The sequence below is a fragment of the Marinomonas arctica genome, assembly GCF_003259225.1.
GTDB lineage: Bacteria > Pseudomonadota > Gammaproteobacteria > Pseudomonadales > Marinomonadaceae > Marinomonas > Marinomonas arctica.
Genome location: NZ_QHJF01000039.1, coordinates 20574 through 41045, shown reverse-complemented (window position 1 = coordinate 41045; position 20472 = coordinate 20574). Strand labels below are relative to the sequence as shown.

Annotated in this window: 17 protein-coding genes; 9 read left to right on the top strand and 8 right to left on the bottom strand. The window is 45.5% G+C overall.

The features are described 5' to 3' along the window. Positions 1-178: 178 nt before the first annotated feature. Positions 179-901 carry a DNA/RNA nuclease SfsA gene (gene sfsA, locus DK187_RS19315; RefSeq protein WP_111608948.1) on the bottom strand — a complete coding sequence of 241 codons (723 nt, stop codon included), beginning with the start codon at positions 899-901 and terminating at the stop codon, positions 179-181. Between the two features lie 289 nt (positions 902-1190). Here sfsA and DK187_RS21285 point away from each other — a divergent pair, with 289 nt between their 5' ends. The 5 genes from DK187_RS21285 to DK187_RS21275 all read left to right on the top strand — a co-directional run bounded on the left by DK187_RS21285 (position 1191) and on the right by DK187_RS21275 (position 4361). Continuing rightward, positions 1191-1334 carry a hypothetical protein gene (locus tag DK187_RS21285; protein ID WP_204355667.1) on the top strand — a complete coding sequence of 48 codons (144 nt, stop codon included), beginning with the start codon at positions 1191-1193 and terminating at the stop codon, positions 1332-1334. A gap of 269 nt (positions 1335-1603) precedes the next feature. Next, a complete protein-coding gene (locus DK187_RS19305) occupies positions 1604-2335 on the top strand; it encodes an alanyl-tRNA editing protein (RefSeq protein WP_111608945.1) in 732 nt (243 codons plus the stop codon). Positions 2336-2337: 2 nt separating this feature from the next. Next, positions 2338-2970 carry a LysE family translocator gene (locus tag DK187_RS19300; protein WP_111608944.1) on the top strand — a complete coding sequence of 211 codons (633 nt, stop codon included), beginning with the start codon at positions 2338-2340 and terminating at the stop codon, positions 2968-2970. A gap of 222 nt (positions 2971-3192) precedes the next feature. Next, positions 3193-3960, top strand: coding sequence for a DMT family transporter (locus tag DK187_RS19295; RefSeq protein ID WP_204355666.1), 768 nt, complete (start codon positions 3193-3195; stop codon positions 3958-3960). 14 nt (positions 3961-3974) lie between these two features. Continuing rightward, the gene (locus tag DK187_RS21275; RefSeq protein WP_188322933.1) at positions 3975-4361 is read left to right on the top strand and encodes a hypothetical protein; all 387 of its coding nucleotides are present in this window, start codon (positions 3975-3977) and stop codon (positions 4359-4361) included. Between the two features lie 9 nt (positions 4362-4370). Here DK187_RS21275 and DK187_RS19285 read toward each other — a convergent pair whose 3' ends face one another. From DK187_RS19285 to guaB, 3 genes are all read right to left on the bottom strand, one after another. After that, on the bottom strand, positions 4371-5108 hold the full coding sequence (locus tag DK187_RS19285; RefSeq protein ID WP_111608942.1) for a hypothetical protein: 738 nt from the start codon (positions 5106-5108) through the stop codon (positions 4371-4373). 360 nt (positions 5109-5468) lie between these two features. After that, complete coding sequence (guaA, locus tag DK187_RS19280) at positions 5469-7046, bottom strand: glutamine-hydrolyzing GMP synthase (RefSeq protein ID WP_111608941.1); 1578 nt, start codon at positions 7044-7046, stop codon at positions 5469-5471. Between the two features lie 133 nt (positions 7047-7179). Further along, positions 7180-8646: an IMP dehydrogenase gene (gene guaB, locus DK187_RS19275; RefSeq protein ID WP_111608940.1), complete on the bottom strand. Its 1467-nt coding sequence runs from the start codon at positions 8644-8646 to the stop codon at positions 7180-7182. Positions 8647-8739: 93 nt separating this feature from the next. Here guaB and xseA point away from each other — a divergent pair, with 93 nt between their 5' ends. Further along, on the top strand, positions 8740-10080 hold the full coding sequence (gene xseA / locus DK187_RS19270) for an exodeoxyribonuclease VII large subunit (RefSeq protein WP_111608939.1): 1341 nt from the start codon (positions 8740-8742) through the stop codon (positions 10078-10080). A 77-nt stretch (positions 10081-10157) separates the two neighbouring features. Here the strand turns inward: xseA and DK187_RS19265 are convergent, their stop codons facing one another. The 3 genes from DK187_RS19265 to DK187_RS19255 form a co-directional block, all read right to left on the bottom strand. Then, positions 10158-12086 (bottom strand): methyl-accepting chemotaxis protein, encoded by a 1929-nt coding sequence (locus DK187_RS19265; protein WP_111608938.1) that lies wholly within the window; start codon positions 12084-12086, stop codon positions 10158-10160. A gap of 157 nt (positions 12087-12243) precedes the next feature. After that, entirely contained in the window at positions 12244-13608 is a 1365-nt protein-coding gene (locus tag DK187_RS19260; protein WP_111608937.1) for a sigma-54-dependent transcriptional regulator, read from the bottom strand. Further along, positions 13595-15511 carry a sensor histidine kinase gene (locus DK187_RS19255; RefSeq protein WP_223232254.1) on the bottom strand — a complete coding sequence of 639 codons (1917 nt, stop codon included), beginning with the start codon at positions 15509-15511 and terminating at the stop codon, positions 13595-13597. Before DK187_RS19255 ends, DK187_RS19260 begins: the two co-directional genes overlap by 14 nt. 339 nt (positions 15512-15850) lie before the next feature. Here DK187_RS19255 and DK187_RS19250 point away from each other — a divergent pair, with 339 nt between their 5' ends. From DK187_RS19250 to DK187_RS21160, 3 genes are read left to right on the top strand one after another with little or no spacing between them, the layout of a single operon-like run. Then, on the top strand, positions 15851-17290 hold the full coding sequence (locus DK187_RS19250) for a cytochrome ubiquinol oxidase subunit I (RefSeq protein ID WP_111608935.1): 1440 nt from the start codon (positions 15851-15853) through the stop codon (positions 17288-17290). Next, positions 17290-18300, top strand: coding sequence for a cytochrome d ubiquinol oxidase subunit II (gene cydB, locus DK187_RS19245; protein WP_111608934.1), 1011 nt, complete (start codon positions 17290-17292; stop codon positions 18298-18300). Before DK187_RS19250 ends, cydB begins: the two co-directional genes overlap by 1 nt. Beyond that, the gene (locus DK187_RS21160) at positions 18300-18437 is read left to right on the top strand and encodes a hypothetical protein (protein ID WP_162623562.1); all 138 of its coding nucleotides are present in this window, start codon (positions 18300-18302) and stop codon (positions 18435-18437) included. Before cydB ends, DK187_RS21160 begins: the two co-directional genes overlap by 1 nt. A gap of 83 nt (positions 18438-18520) precedes the next feature. Here the strand turns inward: DK187_RS21160 and DK187_RS19240 are convergent, their stop codons facing one another. After that, positions 18521-20470, bottom strand: coding sequence for a TRAP transporter permease (locus DK187_RS19240; protein ID WP_111608933.1), 1950 nt, complete (start codon positions 20468-20470; stop codon positions 18521-18523). Positions 20471-20472: the final 2 nt, after the last annotated feature.

Below are 20472 nucleotides of genomic sequence, written 5' to 3'. Positions count from 1 at the left end.
CGTTGCTCTGAAGCCTTGTCCGTGTCAGCGAGGGCGTATATTAAGGATCTACAGATTTTGTGCAACCCTTTTTCGTACTTTCTTTTAATTTATTTTAAATAAAAGCGTAATCGTTCATAAAACCGTCAAAAATCGTTCTTTTTGGTTATAAAGCAACCAAATAGAGATAACTTAAAGGTCATGAATCTATTAATTCAGGCAGAACCACAGGAACTGAGCGCACTACCTTCATCTCTTGAGAATCAATTTCAACCTGATAGGCAATTACCTCAACCCCTTTCCCGACCACCTCAACAAAAGCCTGCGCATACTTTTTATCAATGTGAGCAGCAGGCGTAACAGAACTTATTCCAGTATGGCTCACACAAAAGAACATTACGGCTCGATGCCCTTCTTCGACCATCTTCACCAGCTCATATAAATGTTTGCGACCTCGATCCGTCACCGCATCAGGAAAGTACCCCAAACCATCGTCTTCTAATAAGGTAACGTTTTTGACTTCCACATAGCACTTACGACTATCGCTACCAGTAAGCAACCAATCGATACGACTTTTTTCGCCATACTTCACCTCGGCCTTTTGTTCGGTGTAATCCGAAAGCTCTTTTACTACGCCATTGGCAATTGCCTCACCAACTAATTTGTTCGGATAGCCAGTATTGATACACGCCAGATATTGCTCATCGACTTCCACCAGCTCCCATGTATACGCTAGCTTACGTTTTAGATTATCACTTTTAGACAGCCAGACACGAGCCCCATCCTGCTGGCATCGTTTCATTGACCCGGTATTCGGGCAATGGGCAACGACCACCTCACCGCTCGGCAATTCGATATCAGCCAAGAAGCGCTTATAACGCTTTAGCAATCTTCCTTCTATTAAAGGGGTTGGAAATTCCACAACAATGCTCCAAGACTTTTCTACATTCAACACAGACAAAAACGACCCTCTTTACTATAAAGAGAGCCGTTTCATTAGACTATTAATAAGATAGGGTTACTCCCACCCGAATATCAATTAGATACCATCATCAGTCTTGAGTATTTTTATACTCTTAATATCTTTCAGGACAACCGCGGAATATTTCTACTTTATCCATTTATTCTGGATTTATCTGTATTTTATTCATTTCCAATTATTACTTAACATGCAAATCAAATAAAACAATGACGCAATGATAGGTAATAAAATGTCTCAATCCAATCTCGAAGCAGTACTCACTTACCAACAGTCAGAGAACACCATTATCACCAATGAACTTGAGAAGTGGCACTTAGATGGTCTGTTTGACCGAACCATCGATGTAGTTCGCGTTCCAGGTTACTACTTCTGAACCAGGTGGGGAGCTGCGCCTGTGGCATGAATGGCCAAGGACGAAAGAAGCATACAACGCGATACGTATTGAAGGCAGTTATGGCGTCAAGGAAGAATTGCTGAGCGGTAGCTACCTAAAAATCACGCCAGAAGCAGGCGAGCTCATTTTATTCAACCCTACCCGTATTCACTCTGTCGAGAAAATTAATCAGGGCTCCAGACTAACATGGTCATGCTTTATTGGTTTGGAGAATCAAAATAAAGCACTTCAAATTTGGAGCTAATGCTATGACTACACCTATGTACCTTTCTGACACATATCAAAAAGAAAACACGGCAACTATCATCAAGATGGTGGAAATGGATGACTCTCTTGCCATTTATTGTGACAGCTCTGTCTTCTACCCTCAGGGAGGAGGTCAACCTTGTGATCTTGGCAGCCTTATAATCAACGGCATCGCTTACCCTGTTCACCATGTAGAAACGACAGAAGATGGTATTGCCCATGTGCTGGAATCACACCCTTCACTTCTCGAGTGTAACGGCATGCAGTGTAAGCAAAAAATCGACATGCAACGTCGCTTGGTTAATGCCAAATCACACACTGCGGGACATTTAATTTCCCACATCATTGAGAAAATGAATAGTAACCTGTCGCCTGCGAAAGGTCATCACTATCCTGGCGATTCATATATCGAATTAATTGAGAGCGAGCGAACCAACGACCTCTTATCAACGGCACAGATTAATGAGCAAGTTAATAAGCTGGTTACTCAAGCGCCAAGGCCAATTCAATCTATCGAGCTGGATTTGGCTGAAGTGCAATCACTCCGACCCTTGCTAAGCCATTTCATTCCACAAAGTACAAGAGTCAGAATGATCGCCATCGACGGATTTACGCCGGTTCCTTGTGGTGGTACTCATGTGGCCAGCACCTCTGAGTTAGAGGGCCTTCAGGTCACTCGTATAAAACGCAAAAAAGATCGCATTAAAGTCAGCTACTCAATTCACAGAGGTTAATTATGGATTTCGCTACTGCTTTGATCTCTATCCTGACCATTCATTTGATGGCCTCTATTTCACCGGGTCCTGACTTCGTTGTGGTAACTCAAAAAACGCTGCTTCAAGGCCGAAAAGCTGGCATTGTTTGCGGAATGGGAGTTTGTATCGGCCTATTGTTCCACATCAGTTATTCCGTCGCAGGTTTAACTGCCGCGTTTAAACATGCGGCTTGGTTAACCCAAGGCATTGGGATTTTTGGTGGTAGCTATCTGATTTTCCTTGGGTACAAGTCCATAAAAGGATCTTTTTCTCAGGAGACAACCCCTTCAGGTGCGAAAGAAAATGCCTCAGTCCCAACATCAGCGTTCTGGAGTGGATTGATCGTGAATATTTTTAATCCCAAGGCGGCGATTTATTTCATATCTCTGTTTTCAATCATCATTTCCCCATCAATGGGCACAGAAAAATTGTTGCTGGTAATTATCTCTATAATTGCCGTTCAAATGGCATGGTACCTGACATTTATATTCATAGTCACCATTCCAAGTATTCGGGAAAAATTTGACAACAATATTTATCTTATCGATCGTATTTTAGGTGCACTGATGCTGATGATGGGGCTGTATATGATTGTCACGTACCTATATACGTGATTGGCGGCCCAGCCACAGGTGAAATACCAATCACTAATTACGTTCGCTCTTCCGTTACTCAGGCACGTAAAATCGTCTCTGATATCACTAAGTTTGCCTACCAAACCAAGATAGGATTGTTGAATCACCATACTTAAATACAAGGAAGTCATCGCATTCTGCGTCTTCTTTTCTCTCTCTTTTGTCTTTATGTCAAAGGTAGCGAAAAGCGTCGACCCCATCGTGTCCACTTTTATTACCTATGGGCTGGCGGCCGCATTCTTTTTCATCATCAATGTAAGAAGCAGGAAGGAAATTTGGGATATTCTGACCAGCCAAAAGAAGCTGGTTTTCAAAATCAATCTATCTACGCTCGTCAACACGCTCTTAGCGTTTTATGTTGTCATCTACATCAGCCCTATCGCCTACATCATGGTGTTTTTCTCAGGTCTTTCGTTTTTCAATGAGCTTCTCAACCGAAGGGAAGTCGGCCGTCTTGAGATGTCTACGAATATCACTGCCACTATTCTGGCCGTCGCCGTGTCGTTTTTGATTTCAGATGCTGGCACCTATAACACAATCATTGGTCTGGTACTCACTCTCATTTCTACGCTGTTTGGTGCATTCTACATGAGAGAAAGCGCCAACCTACATAAAGAAACGGGGATCTCTGCTTCACAGATACTCTCGATTCGCTTTTTCCTTGTCATCATTCTATGTGGTATCTACAGCCTGTTTGCCATTCCTCAGCACGACATTAACATTAACGACTTCGCCTTATTGTGTTTAATTGCTGTTATGGGAAGCATCATACCTTTGTTTTTGATGCAAAAATCAATAAAGACACTTGGCGCAAAAATGACAGCCAAGTTCACTCCACTCACACCAATCCTCTGTTTGCTGTTTATGGTATTGATAGAAAATCAGCATTTTTCAGCACTGGAGATTAGCCTAACACTGTTGATAGCACTGGTAATGCTTTATCAAGCCAATATGAAAACGCATGAATGAAAGGAATAAATCAAATGACCAAAGCCATGGTATTTCTCTCAACGAGGCAGTTAACCCAGATGCATTTCTCAATACCGCTTTTCAATGACTATGACCTAATTGTTATTGCTTCAGGACGAGAACTAGAAAAGCTCCCCCAAACTGTTGCTGATGTTTTTATACACCAATTTCCTATAGCTATTACAGCCAATGATGGGGTCGTCATCGAGTACGATGAGCAAGAGATAACGCGCATTATTGATTCACTTAAGGAATCATCAATTGGAGATCGCCATGAGGGTTGTTATTCGAACCTTGACTCCTGTGCTTACGTGACGTGTTCAAGCCAAAACAAATCTCTCATCGACCAAGCTTTCGTTAACATGAGTCAGTTTAAACCTGTGATTTATGCACCAGATTAACAAAATAAGTTAACTGAGCAGGGCGACCGCTTGATTAATTTGCCTGAGGATGAGTTTTAGTTCATTTTTGTAGTCTGACCGGAATTTATCGTCGGTCAGACTATCTCCCACGCGCCAGTAAAGCGCATAGAGCAGGACTTTCGTGATTTTCTCTCTGAGCTCGAACAATTCTATACTGTTACCCGGAGAGGAATAACGACTAAGAAAAGCGTGATAGCAATCGTTCATTCTTCGGAAATGCCTCATCACTACATCTTGATCTGGTTTGATGAACGACAACCCACTTTTATCTTGCGTGATATCTGCCGACTCGCTATAGGTAATGCAGTCTTCAATTATAGCGGTGATTTCCTCGATAAAAGCATTTTTACTTTCTTCGTCCACTTGTTCTTCGACGAAAAACAACCATTTTGGGGAGACTTTATAACCCAGTCCACGTACTGTCATGATAAAATCCTCGATCATGACATTCTTCAACACTGTCCGTGCTTTGAACACGTATTTGTTAGCGATAATGCTGTCTGGACTGTCTTCCATGTGGAAAGATGATTTCTGATCTTTGACAATACATCCAATATCGCTATAGCTCAACAAAGTTGCTTGAAGCGTGAAAAGCCGATGGAGGAGACTATATACTGCGCTATCCTGGATAAACACTTCGCGCCCAGCGGATTTCAGTATTTTAAGGTTAAAATCAAGTGTAACACTCTTCCCTGTTTGTTTGTTTTTGAATGTAATTTGACTCATTGCGACTTACGGAACTCCCTGCTCACAACTTCAGCCACAGAAGAGCTGAAGAATATATTAAAAACCTTGATATTTACTTAGACCAATCATACTAACTGGTAATTCCTAAGACGAAAAGACGCTCTTTATGATAGAAATGGGCGTTATTGACCAAATCAGCGACATAACGCACTGCTCTAATGAGAGCTAAACCTTTTACTCAGGCTCGTTAACTGTCATACCTAAATACTACGGTCAAACCGTGCTTGAAGCGGCTAGACAATGCCAAATGATTTGGCCGTTAGACAACAAAAAACCCGCTTCAAATGAAGCGGGTTTTTAAGTGTTTCTATTTATCCAGTTAAAGCGTAATTAGCTGAATCATTCCCACTCAATCGTCGCCGGTGGCTTAGACGATACATCGTAAGTCACACGAGAAATGTGTTCGATTTCGTTGATGATGCGACCAGATACGGTTTCTAGCAATTCGTAAGGAAGGTGAGCCCAACGCGCTGTCATGAAATCGATGGTTTCAACGGCACGAAGTGCAACGACGTATTCGTAACGACGGCCATCACCCACTACGCCAACCGATTTAACCGGCAAGAAAACGGCAAAAGCTTGGCTTGTTTTGTCATACCAACCAGATTTACGCAACTCTTCGATGAAGATAGCATCCGCACGACGAAGAATGTCAGCGTATTCTTTTTTCACTTCACCCAAGATACGCACACCAAGACCGGGTCCTGGGAACGGATGACGGTAAACCATGTCGTAAGGAAGACCTAGCTCTAGACCTAGCTTACGCACTTCGTCTTTAAACAATTCGCGAAGTGGCTCTACCAACTGAAATTGCATGTCTTCAGGAAGACCACCCACGTTGTGGTGAGATTTGATAACGTGCGCTTTACCTGTTTTAGACGCTGCAGATTCGATCACGTCTGGGTAGATAGTTCCTTGTGCAAGGAAGTCTACATCCGTTAATTTAGTAGCTTCTGTATCAAAGACGTCGATAAAGGTATTACCAATAATCTTACGCTTCTTCTCTGGGTCCGACTCACCAGCCAGCTTACCAAGGAACAAGTCTTCCGCATCAACACGGATAACTTTCACACCCATGTTGTCGGCGAACATCTTCATCACTTGATCGCCTTCGTTCAGACGAAGCAAGCCATTGTCTACAAATACACATGTCAATTGATCGCCAATCGCTTTATGCAACAGCGCAGCAACCACAGACGAATCCACGCCACCAGAAAGTGCCAATAACACTTTACGATCACCAACTTGCTCTTGCATACGCTCAATAGCGTCTTGAGCAATGTTGGCAGGTGTCCACAAGGTGTCACAACCACAAATATCTACGATAAAGCGAGACAAAATGCGGCCACCTTGTAACGTATGCGTTACTTCTGGGTGAAATTGTACACCGTAAAATTTCTTCGCTTCGTTCGCCATGGCGGCAATAGGACAACTATCAGTCGATGCCATCAAAGAGAAATCTTTAGGCATAGTGACCACTTTGTCACCATGGCTCATCCAAACATCCAACAAAGCCACACCGTTATTGGCAATGTGGTCTTGAATGCCATCAAACAACGCTGGACCTGCGTGCTTACGAATTTGCGCGTAACCAAACTCACGAATGTCTGAACCTTGAACTTTACCGCCCAACTGCTCAGCCATGGTTTGCATACCGTAACAAATCCCAAATACCGGTACGCCCATGGTAAACACAGCTTCTGGAGCTCGTGGAGAACCCGGTTCCGGAACCGATTCAGGACCACCAGCAAGAATGATACCTTTTGGGTTGAAGTCGATAACCTCTTGATCTTCCATATCAAAAGCACGAACTTCACAGTAAACACCGATTTCACGAACGCGACGCGCAATCAGCTGAGTGTACTGAGAACCGAAATCAAGAATAAGAATTTTATGAGCGTGGATATCTTGCGACATTGTTAGCCATTCCTTTCACTCTGCCAATAAAGAATCAAATACTTCGCGACAGACGTAATTAATAAGTAATTGGAGCGATAAATAAAGATGGGGCGTGTTGTACGCCCCATCTCAGTGTCAAATTATCTCGCGATTAACCCACGTGATAATTTGGCGCTTCTTTTGTAATCGTTACATCATGAACATGACTTTCACGAATACCTGCGCCTGTAATTTTTGAGAACTGCGCTTTAGTACGCATTGTCTCAATATCTGGTGAGCCGGTGTAGCCCATTGAAGAGCGAACTCCGCCCATCAACTGATGAACAACCGCAGCCATCGGACCTTTAGAAGGAACGCGACCTTCAATCCCTTCCGGTACAAGCTTCTCAACGCTGCTTGAATCTTGGAAATAGCGATCGCTTGAACCCTGAGATTGAGACATCGCACCAAGCGAGCCCATACCACGGTACGCCTTAAAAGAACGACCTTGGAACAAAACAACCTCACCTGGAGCCTCGTCCGTACCAGCAAGAATACCGCCAACCATAATAACACTGGCGCCTGCTGCAATGGCTTTACTAATGTCGCCAGAAAAACGCACACCGCCATCGGCGATAACAGGAATACCACGTGGGTTCATCACCTCAGCCACATTCGCCACCGCACTAATTTGCGGAACACCCACACCTGTAACAATACGAGTGGTACAGATAGAGCCTGGACCGATACCGACTTTCACGCCATCCGCACCAGCGTCAGCAAGGGCGATTGCCGCTTCGGCTGTCGCAATGTTGCCACCGATCACTTGAATATGAGGGAAGTTTTCTTTTACCCAACGAACGCGATCAATAACCCCTTTAGAATGACCATGAGCTGTATCAACCACGATAATGTCGACACCCGCATCAGACAAGGCTTTTACGCGATCCGCAGTATCCGCACCCGTACCAACAGCAGCACCAACACGCAAACGACCTTGATCATCTTTACAAGCGTTCGGGAAGGTGGTGGCTTTGTTGAAATCCGTTACCGTTACCATACCACGTAATTCAAATTGCTCATTCACAATCAACACTTTTTCAATGCGATTTTCATGCAACAATTTGCGGATGGAGCCAGAAGATGCCCCTTCAAGCGCAGTAACAAGGCGATCTTTTGGTGTCATAATGTCAGCGACTTTTTTGTCGTAATCTTTGACAAAGCGCACATCACGACTCGTTACGATACCAACCAAGTCTGAACCTTGAACAACAGGTACACTTGAGATGCTATTCGCTGCTGTCAATTCCATTAGCTCTTTAACGCTCGCTTCTGGATTGATGGTAACAAGATCACGGACGATGCCGCTTTCGAATTTTTTCACACGACGCACTTCACGAGCTTGCTCTTCAATGGTCAAGTTTTTGTGCACAATGCCTATGCCACCTTCTTGAGCCAGAGCAATCGCCATGCGATGTTCAGTAACAGTATCCATCGCCGAAGAAATAAGCGGAATATTCAGCTCAATGTCTTTAGTGATTTTCGTTTTGAGGCTAACATCCTTAGGAAGAACTTCGGAATAGCCGGGGATGAGCAATACGTCGTCAAACGTTAAAGCTTCTTGCACGATTCGTAACATAATGGGGAGTTTCCAATGCCAACAAGGGTGTTAAGATGGCAAGTAATTCTACTCCAATAGTTGCACTCGGTAAATCAAAACCACGAGAGATTGATGAAAAATTTTACAACTTCGGCTTCACAAGAAACGGCTTTTACCGTCTCACAGCTAAATAGACAGATACAACAGTTACTTGAAGCAAGCTTACCGTGGATTCTGGTAGAAGGAGAAATTTCCAATCTCGCCAAACCAAGCTCGGGTCATTGGTACTTTTCCCTCAAGGATGACAAAGCGCAAATTCGCTGCGCCATGTTCAAAGGCAAAAATGCCGCGGTACGCTTCAAGCCCAAAGATGGCGACATGGTTCGCTTACGCGCGCGCGTCACCTTTTATGGCCCACGAGGTGACTGTCAGCTCAGTGTTGAAGGCATGGAGTCTGCGGGTGAAGGCGCATTACAACAAGCGTTTGAGCGATTAAAAAACAGCTTACAAGCCGAAGGCCTGTTCGCACCTGAACACAAAAAACCACTGCCCACCAAGCCTGAGCGTGTTGCCATTATCACCTCACCGGTTGGCGCTGCGGTTCGCGATATGATTATCGCCTTTCGTCGTCGTTTTCCGTTAACTGAGCTAACCATCCTGCCCTCTTTAGTACAAGGCCAAGATGCCGCCAAAAACATTCTAAGACAATTACAGCGAGCCGATGGCAGCGGCCACTTTGACGCCATTATTCTCGGTCGCGGTGGCGGTTCATTGGAAGATTTATGGAGCTTCAATGACGAAACATTGGCGCGTGCTATCTTTGCCGCCAACACGCCGATTGTGTCGGCTGTGGGTCATGAGACAGACTTCACCATTGCGGATTTTGTCGCTGATGTCCGCGCTGCCACACCAACGGCGGCAGCGGAATTATTAAGCCCCGATCGCCATCAATTAATTCGACAAATAGAGCAACAAGAGAAACAACTGGTTCGACGTATGTCACGCATTCTCGAACAATGCCAACAACAGCTCGACTTCATGACCAAACGTATTCGCCACCCAAAAGAGCGAATAGAGCAACAACAGAATCAACTTGAACAACTCAAACGCCGTTTGCAACAAAGCATGCAGCGCAAGGTGTTGGAGAAACAAGCCCAAACCGCGAATTTGGCCCATCGACTTGAAAGAAACAGCCCGACTCGCCGTATCGATCAGGACAGACAAAAGCTCAAAGACATCGACGCTCGCCTTGCTCGTGCGCTCAATAACACCTTGACCAACAAGCAAACCGCCTTTGCTCGTATCATCGACAAGTTAAACCTCGTCAGCCCACTGAATACCTTAGCTAGAGGCTACGCCATTGCCTCCAAAGACAAGCAAGTGATTCGCTCCATTAAGGACGTTGAAAAAGGCGACGCTATTTCGGTAAGAGTTCAGGATGGAATTATTTCGTGTGAGGTAACAGACAACTGATATTAATCTGCTCTTATTAAAGCCCATAAAATCAAGCCTAATAATCAACTAGGCTTGATTCCGATCATTAGCTTGCATCAAGTCACTTTGAACAGCTCGACTTTGTCTTTTAGGTGTCTCATCTCTTCGCCAATGGCATTGGTTGCCGCTCGGCTTTGATGAAATAATTCGACGGTCTGTTCACTTTGCGCGGCCAACATGGATAAATGCTGATTAATGTCTGCAACCGACGCATTTTGGATGCCGGCCCGCTCAGCCACCTGTTCATTCATCTCAAACAATTGCTGCAAGAAAGCATCAAGGGCCATAACTTTTTCGGAGACCAGCTTTTGACTGCCCAGCGTCTGAATGCTTTTTTCACACGCCACGTCCATTTGTGAGGTAACTTGAGTCGATGCGGCTCGCAACTGTGAAATAATACTCTGTATCTCATTGGTCGATTCGCTCGTGCGTTGAGACAGCATGCGAACTTCATCCGACACAACAGCGAATCCTCGACCATGTTCGCCAGCACGAGCCGCTTCTATGGCCGCATTTAGAGCAAGCAAATTAGTCTGCTCAGAAATAGAACTAATAACGTTCAACACGGAAACAATCTTTTCTATATTTTCATTCAGCTCAGTCAGGCTGGTTTTACTTTGCGTCATATCGACTTCTAAAGCTTGCAAAAACACCAAGCTACTCTGAACTTCTTTGTTAGCCTGCTGAAGCTCCGCATTACTTTGATCAGACAACTCTCCCGCTCTTGTTGCCAAATCTTTGACCTGAGCGCTCTGCTCAGTAATATCCTGAGTCGCAGAAGCAATTTGTCCTATAGACTGTTTCTCTGCTTCCGACGCTTTAGAAAGCTCATCAACTTGCTGGTTCAAACCTTCAATTGCACCATCTGTCGTTTTAACAGCATCGTTCACCGCCATTAATGAGCCCTTTAAAGTCCGCAACAAGGAGTTAACTGCGCCAGCCAAAGCACCAATTTCCGCTTTATCAGAACTCTTGATCTGATAATTAAGATCTAAATTATCAGACACATAACGAACGTCCTTACCAATCGCCACAATAGGACGAGTCAAAGAGCCAATCACAAAATGAAGAATGAGCAGTGAAATCAAAATAAAGACAACAGAGTAGAGAAACGCCTTCTGGAGCTGTTTATAAATCGGTGCCATGATCTGCTGTTTCGGCACCACGAGCATAATAAACCTATCTAATACTGGTACCCATAATGACCCCAGATAATAAACCTGTTCGTTAATCATCACATCATCAATAACTAGGTCGCTTTTGTTATTCAACAAACTAGAAATATGACTTTTCTCGATCCTATCCATAAAGGAAGAATCACCTTTTGCTTGAATCACACCATTGCTTGTTACCAACATAGCGCGTCCCTGCGGACCTACCTTGAGCTTCTGAACCATATTAATCAGCTTGTCCGCTTTAATTCCAAGCCCAGCGACTGAATAGGGTTTATTGGTATTTAGATCCACTGCATTGCTACGATAGTTAATAAACAGTATTTGATTTTCATACTGTAAATTCAACTCATAATCATGGCCTGTGGCCAAAAAATTCGGATAGAACTCTTTATAAGGATAATCTGGTAGCAGCGTTCTAAAAAAGTTTTTCTCATAGCCAAAATATTCCAAACCATTTGGGCCATTTAAAACATAAAAGGTCGAGTCACTGCCCGCGATGTCTTTCACGGATTTCAGCTTAGCTTCTATAAATGAAATCTGATTATCCGCTGCGCCTTTGCGAACCCAGTCTTCAACAAAATTGTCGTTTGTCATGAGATGAGAGGCGGTAATTAAGGGGGTAATTTCATTACTGATTTGTGAGGCTAGATTACTTAGATGGGTGGGTAATACTTCTTTTTTTAACTGTTCTAACTCTGTATCTAGCGTGGAAAGTGCTTGAGTACTTACTGAGACCACCGTACTGGCAACCAGCAACACTGCAAGAACAGAGAACATGCGACTTCTAACGGATAGACTTTGCCACTTCATAATAACATCCTTATTATGTTTTTTATTGTAAAGTTATCGTCAGATACTACACCGCAGTTAATGACAAAAACAAAACAATTTTTACACTGAAAGTAACAAAATGATTAAAAAATACTGACCTTAATCAAAGAATCTATGTAAAACGATTAAGCTCGTTCTACAACCCATATCGCTCTATTTTCTTAATCAGCCCTTGTCGTGAAATACCCAGTTGTTTGGCGGCTTGGGTGCGGTTGCCTTGGCTTTTTTCTAAGGCTTGGTTAATCAGTCGAATCTCAAGGTCGCGGACTTGTTCATCTAATGAGGCGTCGCTCGTTGGTAAGCTTGCCATGGTTTGACGAACAGACTCACTACTTGGATATAACAGCTGGATATCTTCCATGGTGATGCGATTTTGTGAGCAAATAGACGCGACGCTTTCTAGGGCGTTTTTCAACTCTCGAACATTGCCTGGCCATGACTGATCTCGAAACCATTGCACGGCTTCAGGACTGAGTTGTAGTGACTTGAATTGCTGGTTCTGCAAACGCTGTAAAAATGACTGTAGCAGTACGGGGACATCTTCTAGCCGCTCCGCTAGCGCTTGAGTTTCAATGTTGACGCCTTTGATTCGGTAATACAGGTCCTCTCGGAAGCCGCCTTCTCGGACTTTCTCAAGTAAGTCAGCGTTGGTCGCGGAAATCACACGAATATCGATGTATTTCTGCTCTCGCCCGCCAACAGGGAAGAAGGTACCTTCTTGCAGCACTCGTAGTAATTTCACTTGCATCGCCAACGGCATTTCACCAATTTCATCCAAGAACAAGGTACCGCCATCAGCCAAACTCAATAGGCCAATTTTGTCTTTTTCCGCCCCAGTAAACGCGCCTTTCACGTAACCGAACAGTTCGCTTTCTAATAAATCCGCCGGAATCGCGCCGCAATGCACCGAAACAAACGGCTTGTCCGCGCGATGACTCAAGTCATGTAAGGTGCGTGAAATCACTTCTTTCCCCGTACCCGATGGCCCCGTGACCAACACCCGCACGTCGGTTGGTGCAATGCGCTCCACCAGCGCCCTGACCTTTTGTGAACTGACCGAATGGCCAATGTAAGCCGACGCGCCTTGAGGCGAATGACTGGCTTGCTTGAGCTGAGTCAGCTCTCGCTCTAAGGTGGTTTTGGTGATCGCTCGACGCACCACCACCGCCAACATATCAGGATCAATGGGCTTGGCAATAAAGTCCCATGCGCCAAGTTCAATGGCTTTTAGAGCCAAATCCCGATCCGCGTGGCCGGTAATAATAATCACCGGACGACCCGCAAAATCGTCCATCGCATCCAAAGTCACTTGCGGATCAAAATGCGGTGGCATAGACAAGTCTAATAGCACCAAATCCGCATCAAACGATGCCAATGCACCTCGGGCGTCGTCTAAGCTACCCGCGGTTTTAACATGGTAATCTTGCTTCGCCAACCAACGGCTCGCCAATTCACGAAACGCGGGTTCATCGTCAATCAGTAATATTTTATTTTGTGTCATGGAATTCTCTGTTTGAAATCGCAACGCCAGAAAAGTGGCGAGGCAAAATAAGCTCGAAGGTCACCGGCCAAGCCGAATCAGAACGGTGTCTAATTTTTCCTCCATGGGCATCAACAATACGACGCACAATCGCTAAGCCAAGACCACTGCCACCCGCTCGCTTGGTGACAAAGGGCTGGAACAAGGCCTCACCTTGCAGGCTTGGGTCGATGGCTGGCCCATTATTATGCACTTGGATAACGATCTGCTGATCTTCTTCTTTGGCTTCAATGGATAACTTGCCCTCTGGCATATTGCGCAAAAAAGACACGGCATTATCGATGAGATTAATAAACACCTGTTGGAGTCGTTGCGGGTCAGCATCCAACTCAATCGCTTCATCGATATCAAGCTCAAACGCCATACCCTCTAGCTGAGCTTGCGCCAGAATACTCGCTATTAAAGAGCGTAAAGGCGTGACAACGACTTGCAACGTCAAGCCACCGGAATAGACCAACATATCGCTCACTAACCGATCCGCGCGTTTTAGCTGAGTCTGAATATGCTGACGCGTTTCAGCTGGCGCGTCATAGGCCGCCATGGAAATAATGTTCAAAGGATTACGTAACTCGTGGGCCATGGCCGCAGATAAACTGCCCAGTTCGACCAAGTGCTGTTCATCCATGCGTTTTCGTTCCGCCACCGCTAAGGCCAACGACCGCTCAAGCAAGCCACAGCTGGTCGAAAATAAAGAGGCAAACACCTCCGCTGTCAAACGCATCCCAGGGCTGGCATCCTCCCAACCGATCAAAACAAAGTGCCAATCCGACTCGGATCGAGACACTCGTATTGCTAAAACATCATCTTGCTCTTTCATTGGGTAAGCAGTCCGTTGCAACTGAATCGCCACACTGCGTCTTATCTGCAGAGAAAGTAAACGCTCACCAATGGTGGTCAATTGCGGCCAATCATGCGCCTCTTTTAATTGCGTTGACCAGGTATCCAATACCGCTTCGTTCAATGACGCACCGGGATAAATAAGCCGCGATACCAAGCGACTCAACGGCTGATAAATGACCGCGGCGACAACCAAGATCAACAAGGAATACAGCCACAACTGCCAACCTGGCACATTGGCTAACGCCTGCAAACCAAGGCGACCAGACACCACACTGATCACCGCGATGACACAGAGAATCACCAGCATCATGGCCACCCAAAGCAAGGCTCGATTGGCAAACGCATTAACCGATAAAATCTGGTAGCGCACCACCGCGTAAACCAACAACAATAAATAAGTTGGCAGCAGCAACATAGGGTAAGGAAACCAACTGATACCAAAGGAGGGAAACACAAAACTGGTCGCCAACAATAAGCCCCAAGCACCAACACCGAACATGGCCAAAATGGAGCGTTTCTTGTTACCAGAATGCCGATACCAACCAAACAGCAGTACACCATGAGCCAAGATGCCAATCAACACGGTGTAGGCGAGATTCCAAGCCCCCGCTTCGGTAAAAATGAAAAATGAACGTGTCTCTAAGGTGCTAATCGCATCGCCGGCACCAATCCACCAGCTCTGTAAAACCACTACGAAACTGGTCAGGTAAAACCAAGGCACCACTTGATATAAGCGCTCTAGCATCGGTTCTTTCACTGAGCCAGAGTTCACAAAACGAATCGCAAAGTGCAAGAAGAAGGTCGGCATTAATGGGTTAGCAAGAATGATATGAATACCAATTTGCTCATAGCCTTGAAATAAAACCACATGCCCAAAACACCAAATAGCCATCATGATAGCAAAGCCTGCCAACGCTTGTAGGTCACTTTGCTTTCGTGCCCGCCACAATAACCAAACGGCGACCAATACACCACATACACTGTTCACCAGCATGGCGACTTCAAACATCAAGGAAAGCGTCAAAATCGTAAACCTCGTTTACACCTGTAAATGGAAAAATCGTAAACCTTTTTGACATCGCAAGCAAAAAAATAAAAATTCTCTTTAAAATCAATAGCATAAATTTCACTAATAGTTGGCCTGCCCTTTGCTATGACTAAGACAACCTTTGATTTACATCAAATATTTATCAACTAACAGGACCAACACCATGAACACTGGCTTTTTAATGACCGAAATCATTGCGCTTTTTAGCATTGTAGGATTAGCAATACTGCCTTTGGCTGTACAACAAATACGCACGCTAAGCGTTAAAAACAACATTTAACTACCTAACGCTTATTTATTGCTAAGGGAGCCATTATGGACCTCGACGTCGCCATCTTATCTCGCATACAGTTTGCCTTTACGGTGAGCTTTCATATCATTTTCCCCAGCATCACCATTGGTCTGGCGACGCTGATTGCTATTTGGGAAGGTTTGTGGCTTAAAACGCACAACCCCTACTACTTACAATTGGCGAAGTTTTGGATCAAACCCTTCGCCATTACCTTCGGTATGGGTGTGGTGTCCGGTATTGTCTTGTCCTACGAGTTTGGTACTAACTTTTCCAAGTTCTCCGAAATGACCGGGGCTGTGATTGGGCCATTGATGGCGTATGAAGTACTGACGGCTTTTTTCATGGAAGCGGGTTTTCTTGGTGTCATGTTGTTTGGCTGGCAGCGTGTGGGTCGTAAGCTGCACTTTTTCTCAACCATCGTCGTCATGGTAGGGACGTGGATTTCCGCCTTTTGGATCATCGTTGCCAACTCTTGGATGCAAACCCCCACAGGGCACAAAATCGTCGATGGTAAGTTTGAAGTGGAAAGCTGGATGGCAGTGATCTTCAATCCGTCCATGCCCTATCGCTTCACGCACATGGTGGTCGCGTCATTCATTACCGCCACTTTTGTTGTAGCCGGCATCTGTGCCTACTACTTATTGAAAAAGAAACACATTCCGTTCGCGAAAAAAGGCCTGTCCATGTGTATGTGGTTCGCCTTGGTGCTCACGCCGCTGCAAGCCTGGATCGGCGATATGCACGGCTTGAACGTAAAAGAACATCAGCCAACTAAATTAGCAGCGATGGAAGGCATTTGGCCAGCACAAGAAGAAAACGTGCCACTGCTGTTGTTTGCCATGCCCAATATGAAAACGGAATCGAACGATTATGAACTCGGCATTCCAAACCTTGGCAGCCTGATCCTAACTCACTCGTGGGATGGCGCAGTGCAAGGCCTAAAAGCGGTACCGCCTGAAGACAGACCCAACGTGCCGTTAGTGTTTTGGTCTTTCCGTGTCATGGTTGGCATTGGTTTTGGCATGATGGGGATTGCGGCGCTTGCACTCTTGTTACGTCGTAAAGGCCGCTTATATGAAAACAAAGCGTTCTTGTCTCTCGTGACATTATTTACCCCTATGGGTGTCATTGCGGTACTGGCAGGTTGGTATGTGGTCGAAATTGGTCGTCAACCTTGGATTGTCTATAACTTGGTGAGAACGTCCGAGATTGTATCGCCACTGCCTGCAGAACGCGTGCTCTTTACCTTGACCATGTTTGTCATCATTTACACCTTACTAATTGGTGTTTATCTCTACTTCATGGGCAAGCTGATTAAAAAAGGACCGCCCTCTATGGAAGCCTTAGAGCAACAGCTCATTGGTATGAAAGCGCCAGGCTATGCCTTGGCTTGGGTAAAAACACTACAATCGAAAGAGTCACACTTACACAATCAACCAACCATAGTACAAGGAGATAAATGATGGACTTGGCGCTTTTCTACTTCCTTGTTTTAGGCTTTGCCATCTTTATGTACGTGTTACTTGATGGCTTCGACCTCGGGATTGGCATTCTTTACCCTTGGTTTAACCAAGAAGGCGAGCGCGACCATTTAATGCGCTCTATATCACACGTTTGGGATGGTAACGAAACTTGGTTGGTCTTTGGTGGCGTAGTGTTGTTTGCCGCTTTTCCTGCCGCTTATGCGGGGATTACTTCAACCTTTTATTTGCCCATCATGCTGATGCTGTTTGCTTTGATTTTTCGTGGTGTAGCATTCGAGTATCGCTTTAAGTCCGACACGTCTCGACCTTATTGGGACCTTGCGTTTAGCGCGGGATCGGCCATCGCAGCATTTTGCCAAGGCATGCTGCTAGGCTCCATCGTTCAAGGCGTACCTGCCGGTGTCGACAGTTTATCTAGTCTGCATTGGCTAACGCCCTTTTCTATCCTAACAGGCTTTTCTGTCATGGCGGGTTATGCGCTGTTAGCCGCTTGTTATTTGTTTATGAAGAGTCGCGGACGCATTCAAGAACACGCGGCGAAATTAGGTAAACAACTCTTGCTGATCACTATTTTAGCCATGGTAATAGTGAGTTTGTGGACCGTGGCAACCCAGATAGACATTCGTCAACGTTGGTTTTCTGGTTTGAATTTCCTGTGGTTATCGCCCTTACCTATTATCACCTTGGTGGTCGCGGTTTTGGCATGGCGAGATTTAAACAGGCATTCGAATGACGTCGTTCATCATGAAGGTCGACCATTTTGGTATGCTGCAACGCTATTCTTATTGGGCTTTGCTGGTCTTGTGGTCGGTTTGTTCCCGTACCTCATACCAAGGCAACTCACCTATATGGAAGCGGCATCGCCAGACAGCAGCTTGCTCTTCTTGCTTCCCGGTATATGCATCTTCGTGCCATTAATTTGTGCTTATACCTTGTGGGGGTATCGCGTTTTTGCTGGCAAGGTGGAAGATTATCAGGAGGGTTACTAATGTCACTAAAAAGCCTGAAAGAAAAGACCGCCAAGCTTAAATCGTGGCAATGGTTTTTGCTCCTCTATGGCATCGGCTTCATTGCTATATTAACCATGTCTTACGGCATTAAACTGCTGATGACGGGGTTGCCTTAACAAGCCATAGTGACTAAAAAAGCGCATATTTCAGTTATAGGAATATGCGCTTTTTAGTACCCGTTGTTTCGTTTTCTAAGCCATTAAACTTCAGCTTTCATGGTATTGGGCTTTGTTTGAATGCTTGCTTTGAACAGCAATCCAGCAAACAGCACAATACCGATAATACGAGCGCCCAATACAGCGATAGACGTGTCCGTTGCTGCTGCAGGCCAAGCGATTAACACGGCTGCAACCACATACAATAAACGAGTCAGCCAGGATAAAGGCTCACGTAACCAACCAGAAAAGCCAATGCTCATGGACGCTGTCGCCAAGGTCGCAAAAGTAATCGCGGCAATCACACTGGTTGTTGTACCAATCAGCAACACACCCGGCATGGTCACAAACAAAAATGGCACGAGCAGTTTTACAAACCCCAAACGCATAGACTCCACCGCGGTTTCATTCGCATCAGCGCCAGAGATCGTGGCCGCCGCATAGGCTGCCAAGGCGACAGGAGGCGTTATGGCCGACACCAATCCGAAGTAGAAAATAAACATATGTGCCGATAACGCTTCCATACCAAGCTGTGTCATGGCGGGAGCCACCAATACAGCCAACAAAAGGTACGCAGCGGATGTCGGCAAGCCCATTCCCAAAACAAAAGACGCCAGTGCTGTGAGCAATAGTACCGCCCACAGATTGCCGTCACCCAGTTCAATAATCAAACCCGACAGCATCAGGCCCATGCCAGTGAGATTCAAAACCCCAATGATCACACCCGCCGCCGCCACTGCCGCGACAATAGGTAAAGTCGAAGTTAAGGTTTCCTTGCAGGCAGAAATAAGATCAAACATGTTAATACGTGTTTCTTTCTTCCATGGGCAAACCGCTAACCCCGCTAAAATCCCCATCACAGCCGCTTGTGTCGGCGATTTACCTGAGATCATCAAACCAATCAACACCACCAACGGAAGCAAAAGATAACTTTTTGTTTTCAGAGTGGTCAGCAACAGCTGTAAACCAGCCCCCGTATCTCTTGCTAAATTAAGGCGTCCAGCCTCAAGACGCACAGCGATCATCAAAGCAAAAATGTAAAGAAGCGCGGGCACCAAAGCCGCTAACGCTACTTCGGCATAAGGAATACCGATCATTTCCGCCATTAAAAAGGCGGCAGCCCCCATAACTGGCGGCATAATTTGCCCCGCAGATGACGCCGCCGCTTCAATCGCTCCAGCCAGTTTCGCACTGTAACCGACCCGTTTCATCAATGGGATAGTAAAGGTTCCTGTGGTCACAACGTTGGCGACAGCGCTGCCATTAAGAGAGCCCAGTAAAGCACTAGATAAAGCCGCTGATAATCCAGGTCCCCCTTGAACACGCCCTGTAACGCCCCGCGCAATATCAACAAATACCTCACCTGTGCCTATCTTGGTTAAGATGGCACCAAACAAGCCGAAAAGAAAAATATACTCAACAGCAACGCCCATCGGCACCCCGAAAACACCTTCGGTAGAAAGCATTAAAGTAGACGTTAGACGGCTAAGATCGTAACCACTGTGTCCATACTTTCCCGGTATCGCATCACCAAAATACGCATACAAAAATGCCAGCGTCATTAAAATAATGAGCGCCCGACCTACTGCAATACGAACAAAAACAAACACCACAGCAATGAGCGCCATAAAGATCCAGCGGTCTTGCCCAATCGACATGGCGCCACGCATGACAATATCAATGTAGTTATGCCACAAATAAGGTCCCGGAATTAACGCCAATAGAGTCAATAGATAAAACGCGCCACGACCCGCGACACTTTTGTATCTCAGCGCATAAAACAGCATGGCAGCCGCTGCAACTAAAGAGAAAAACGCCGACCTCAATAGCAACGCGGTAATGCCACCATAATACGCGCCGTAAAGTACAAGACCGGCGATTCCAGCGGCGATCACACTGAACAATAAAGAGACTGCTAGACGTTCTTTGCCACCCGCAAATTTTGATTCAAGGAGCAAGCTTTGAAAGCCATTGCTGGAACCTGAGTTCAACATAG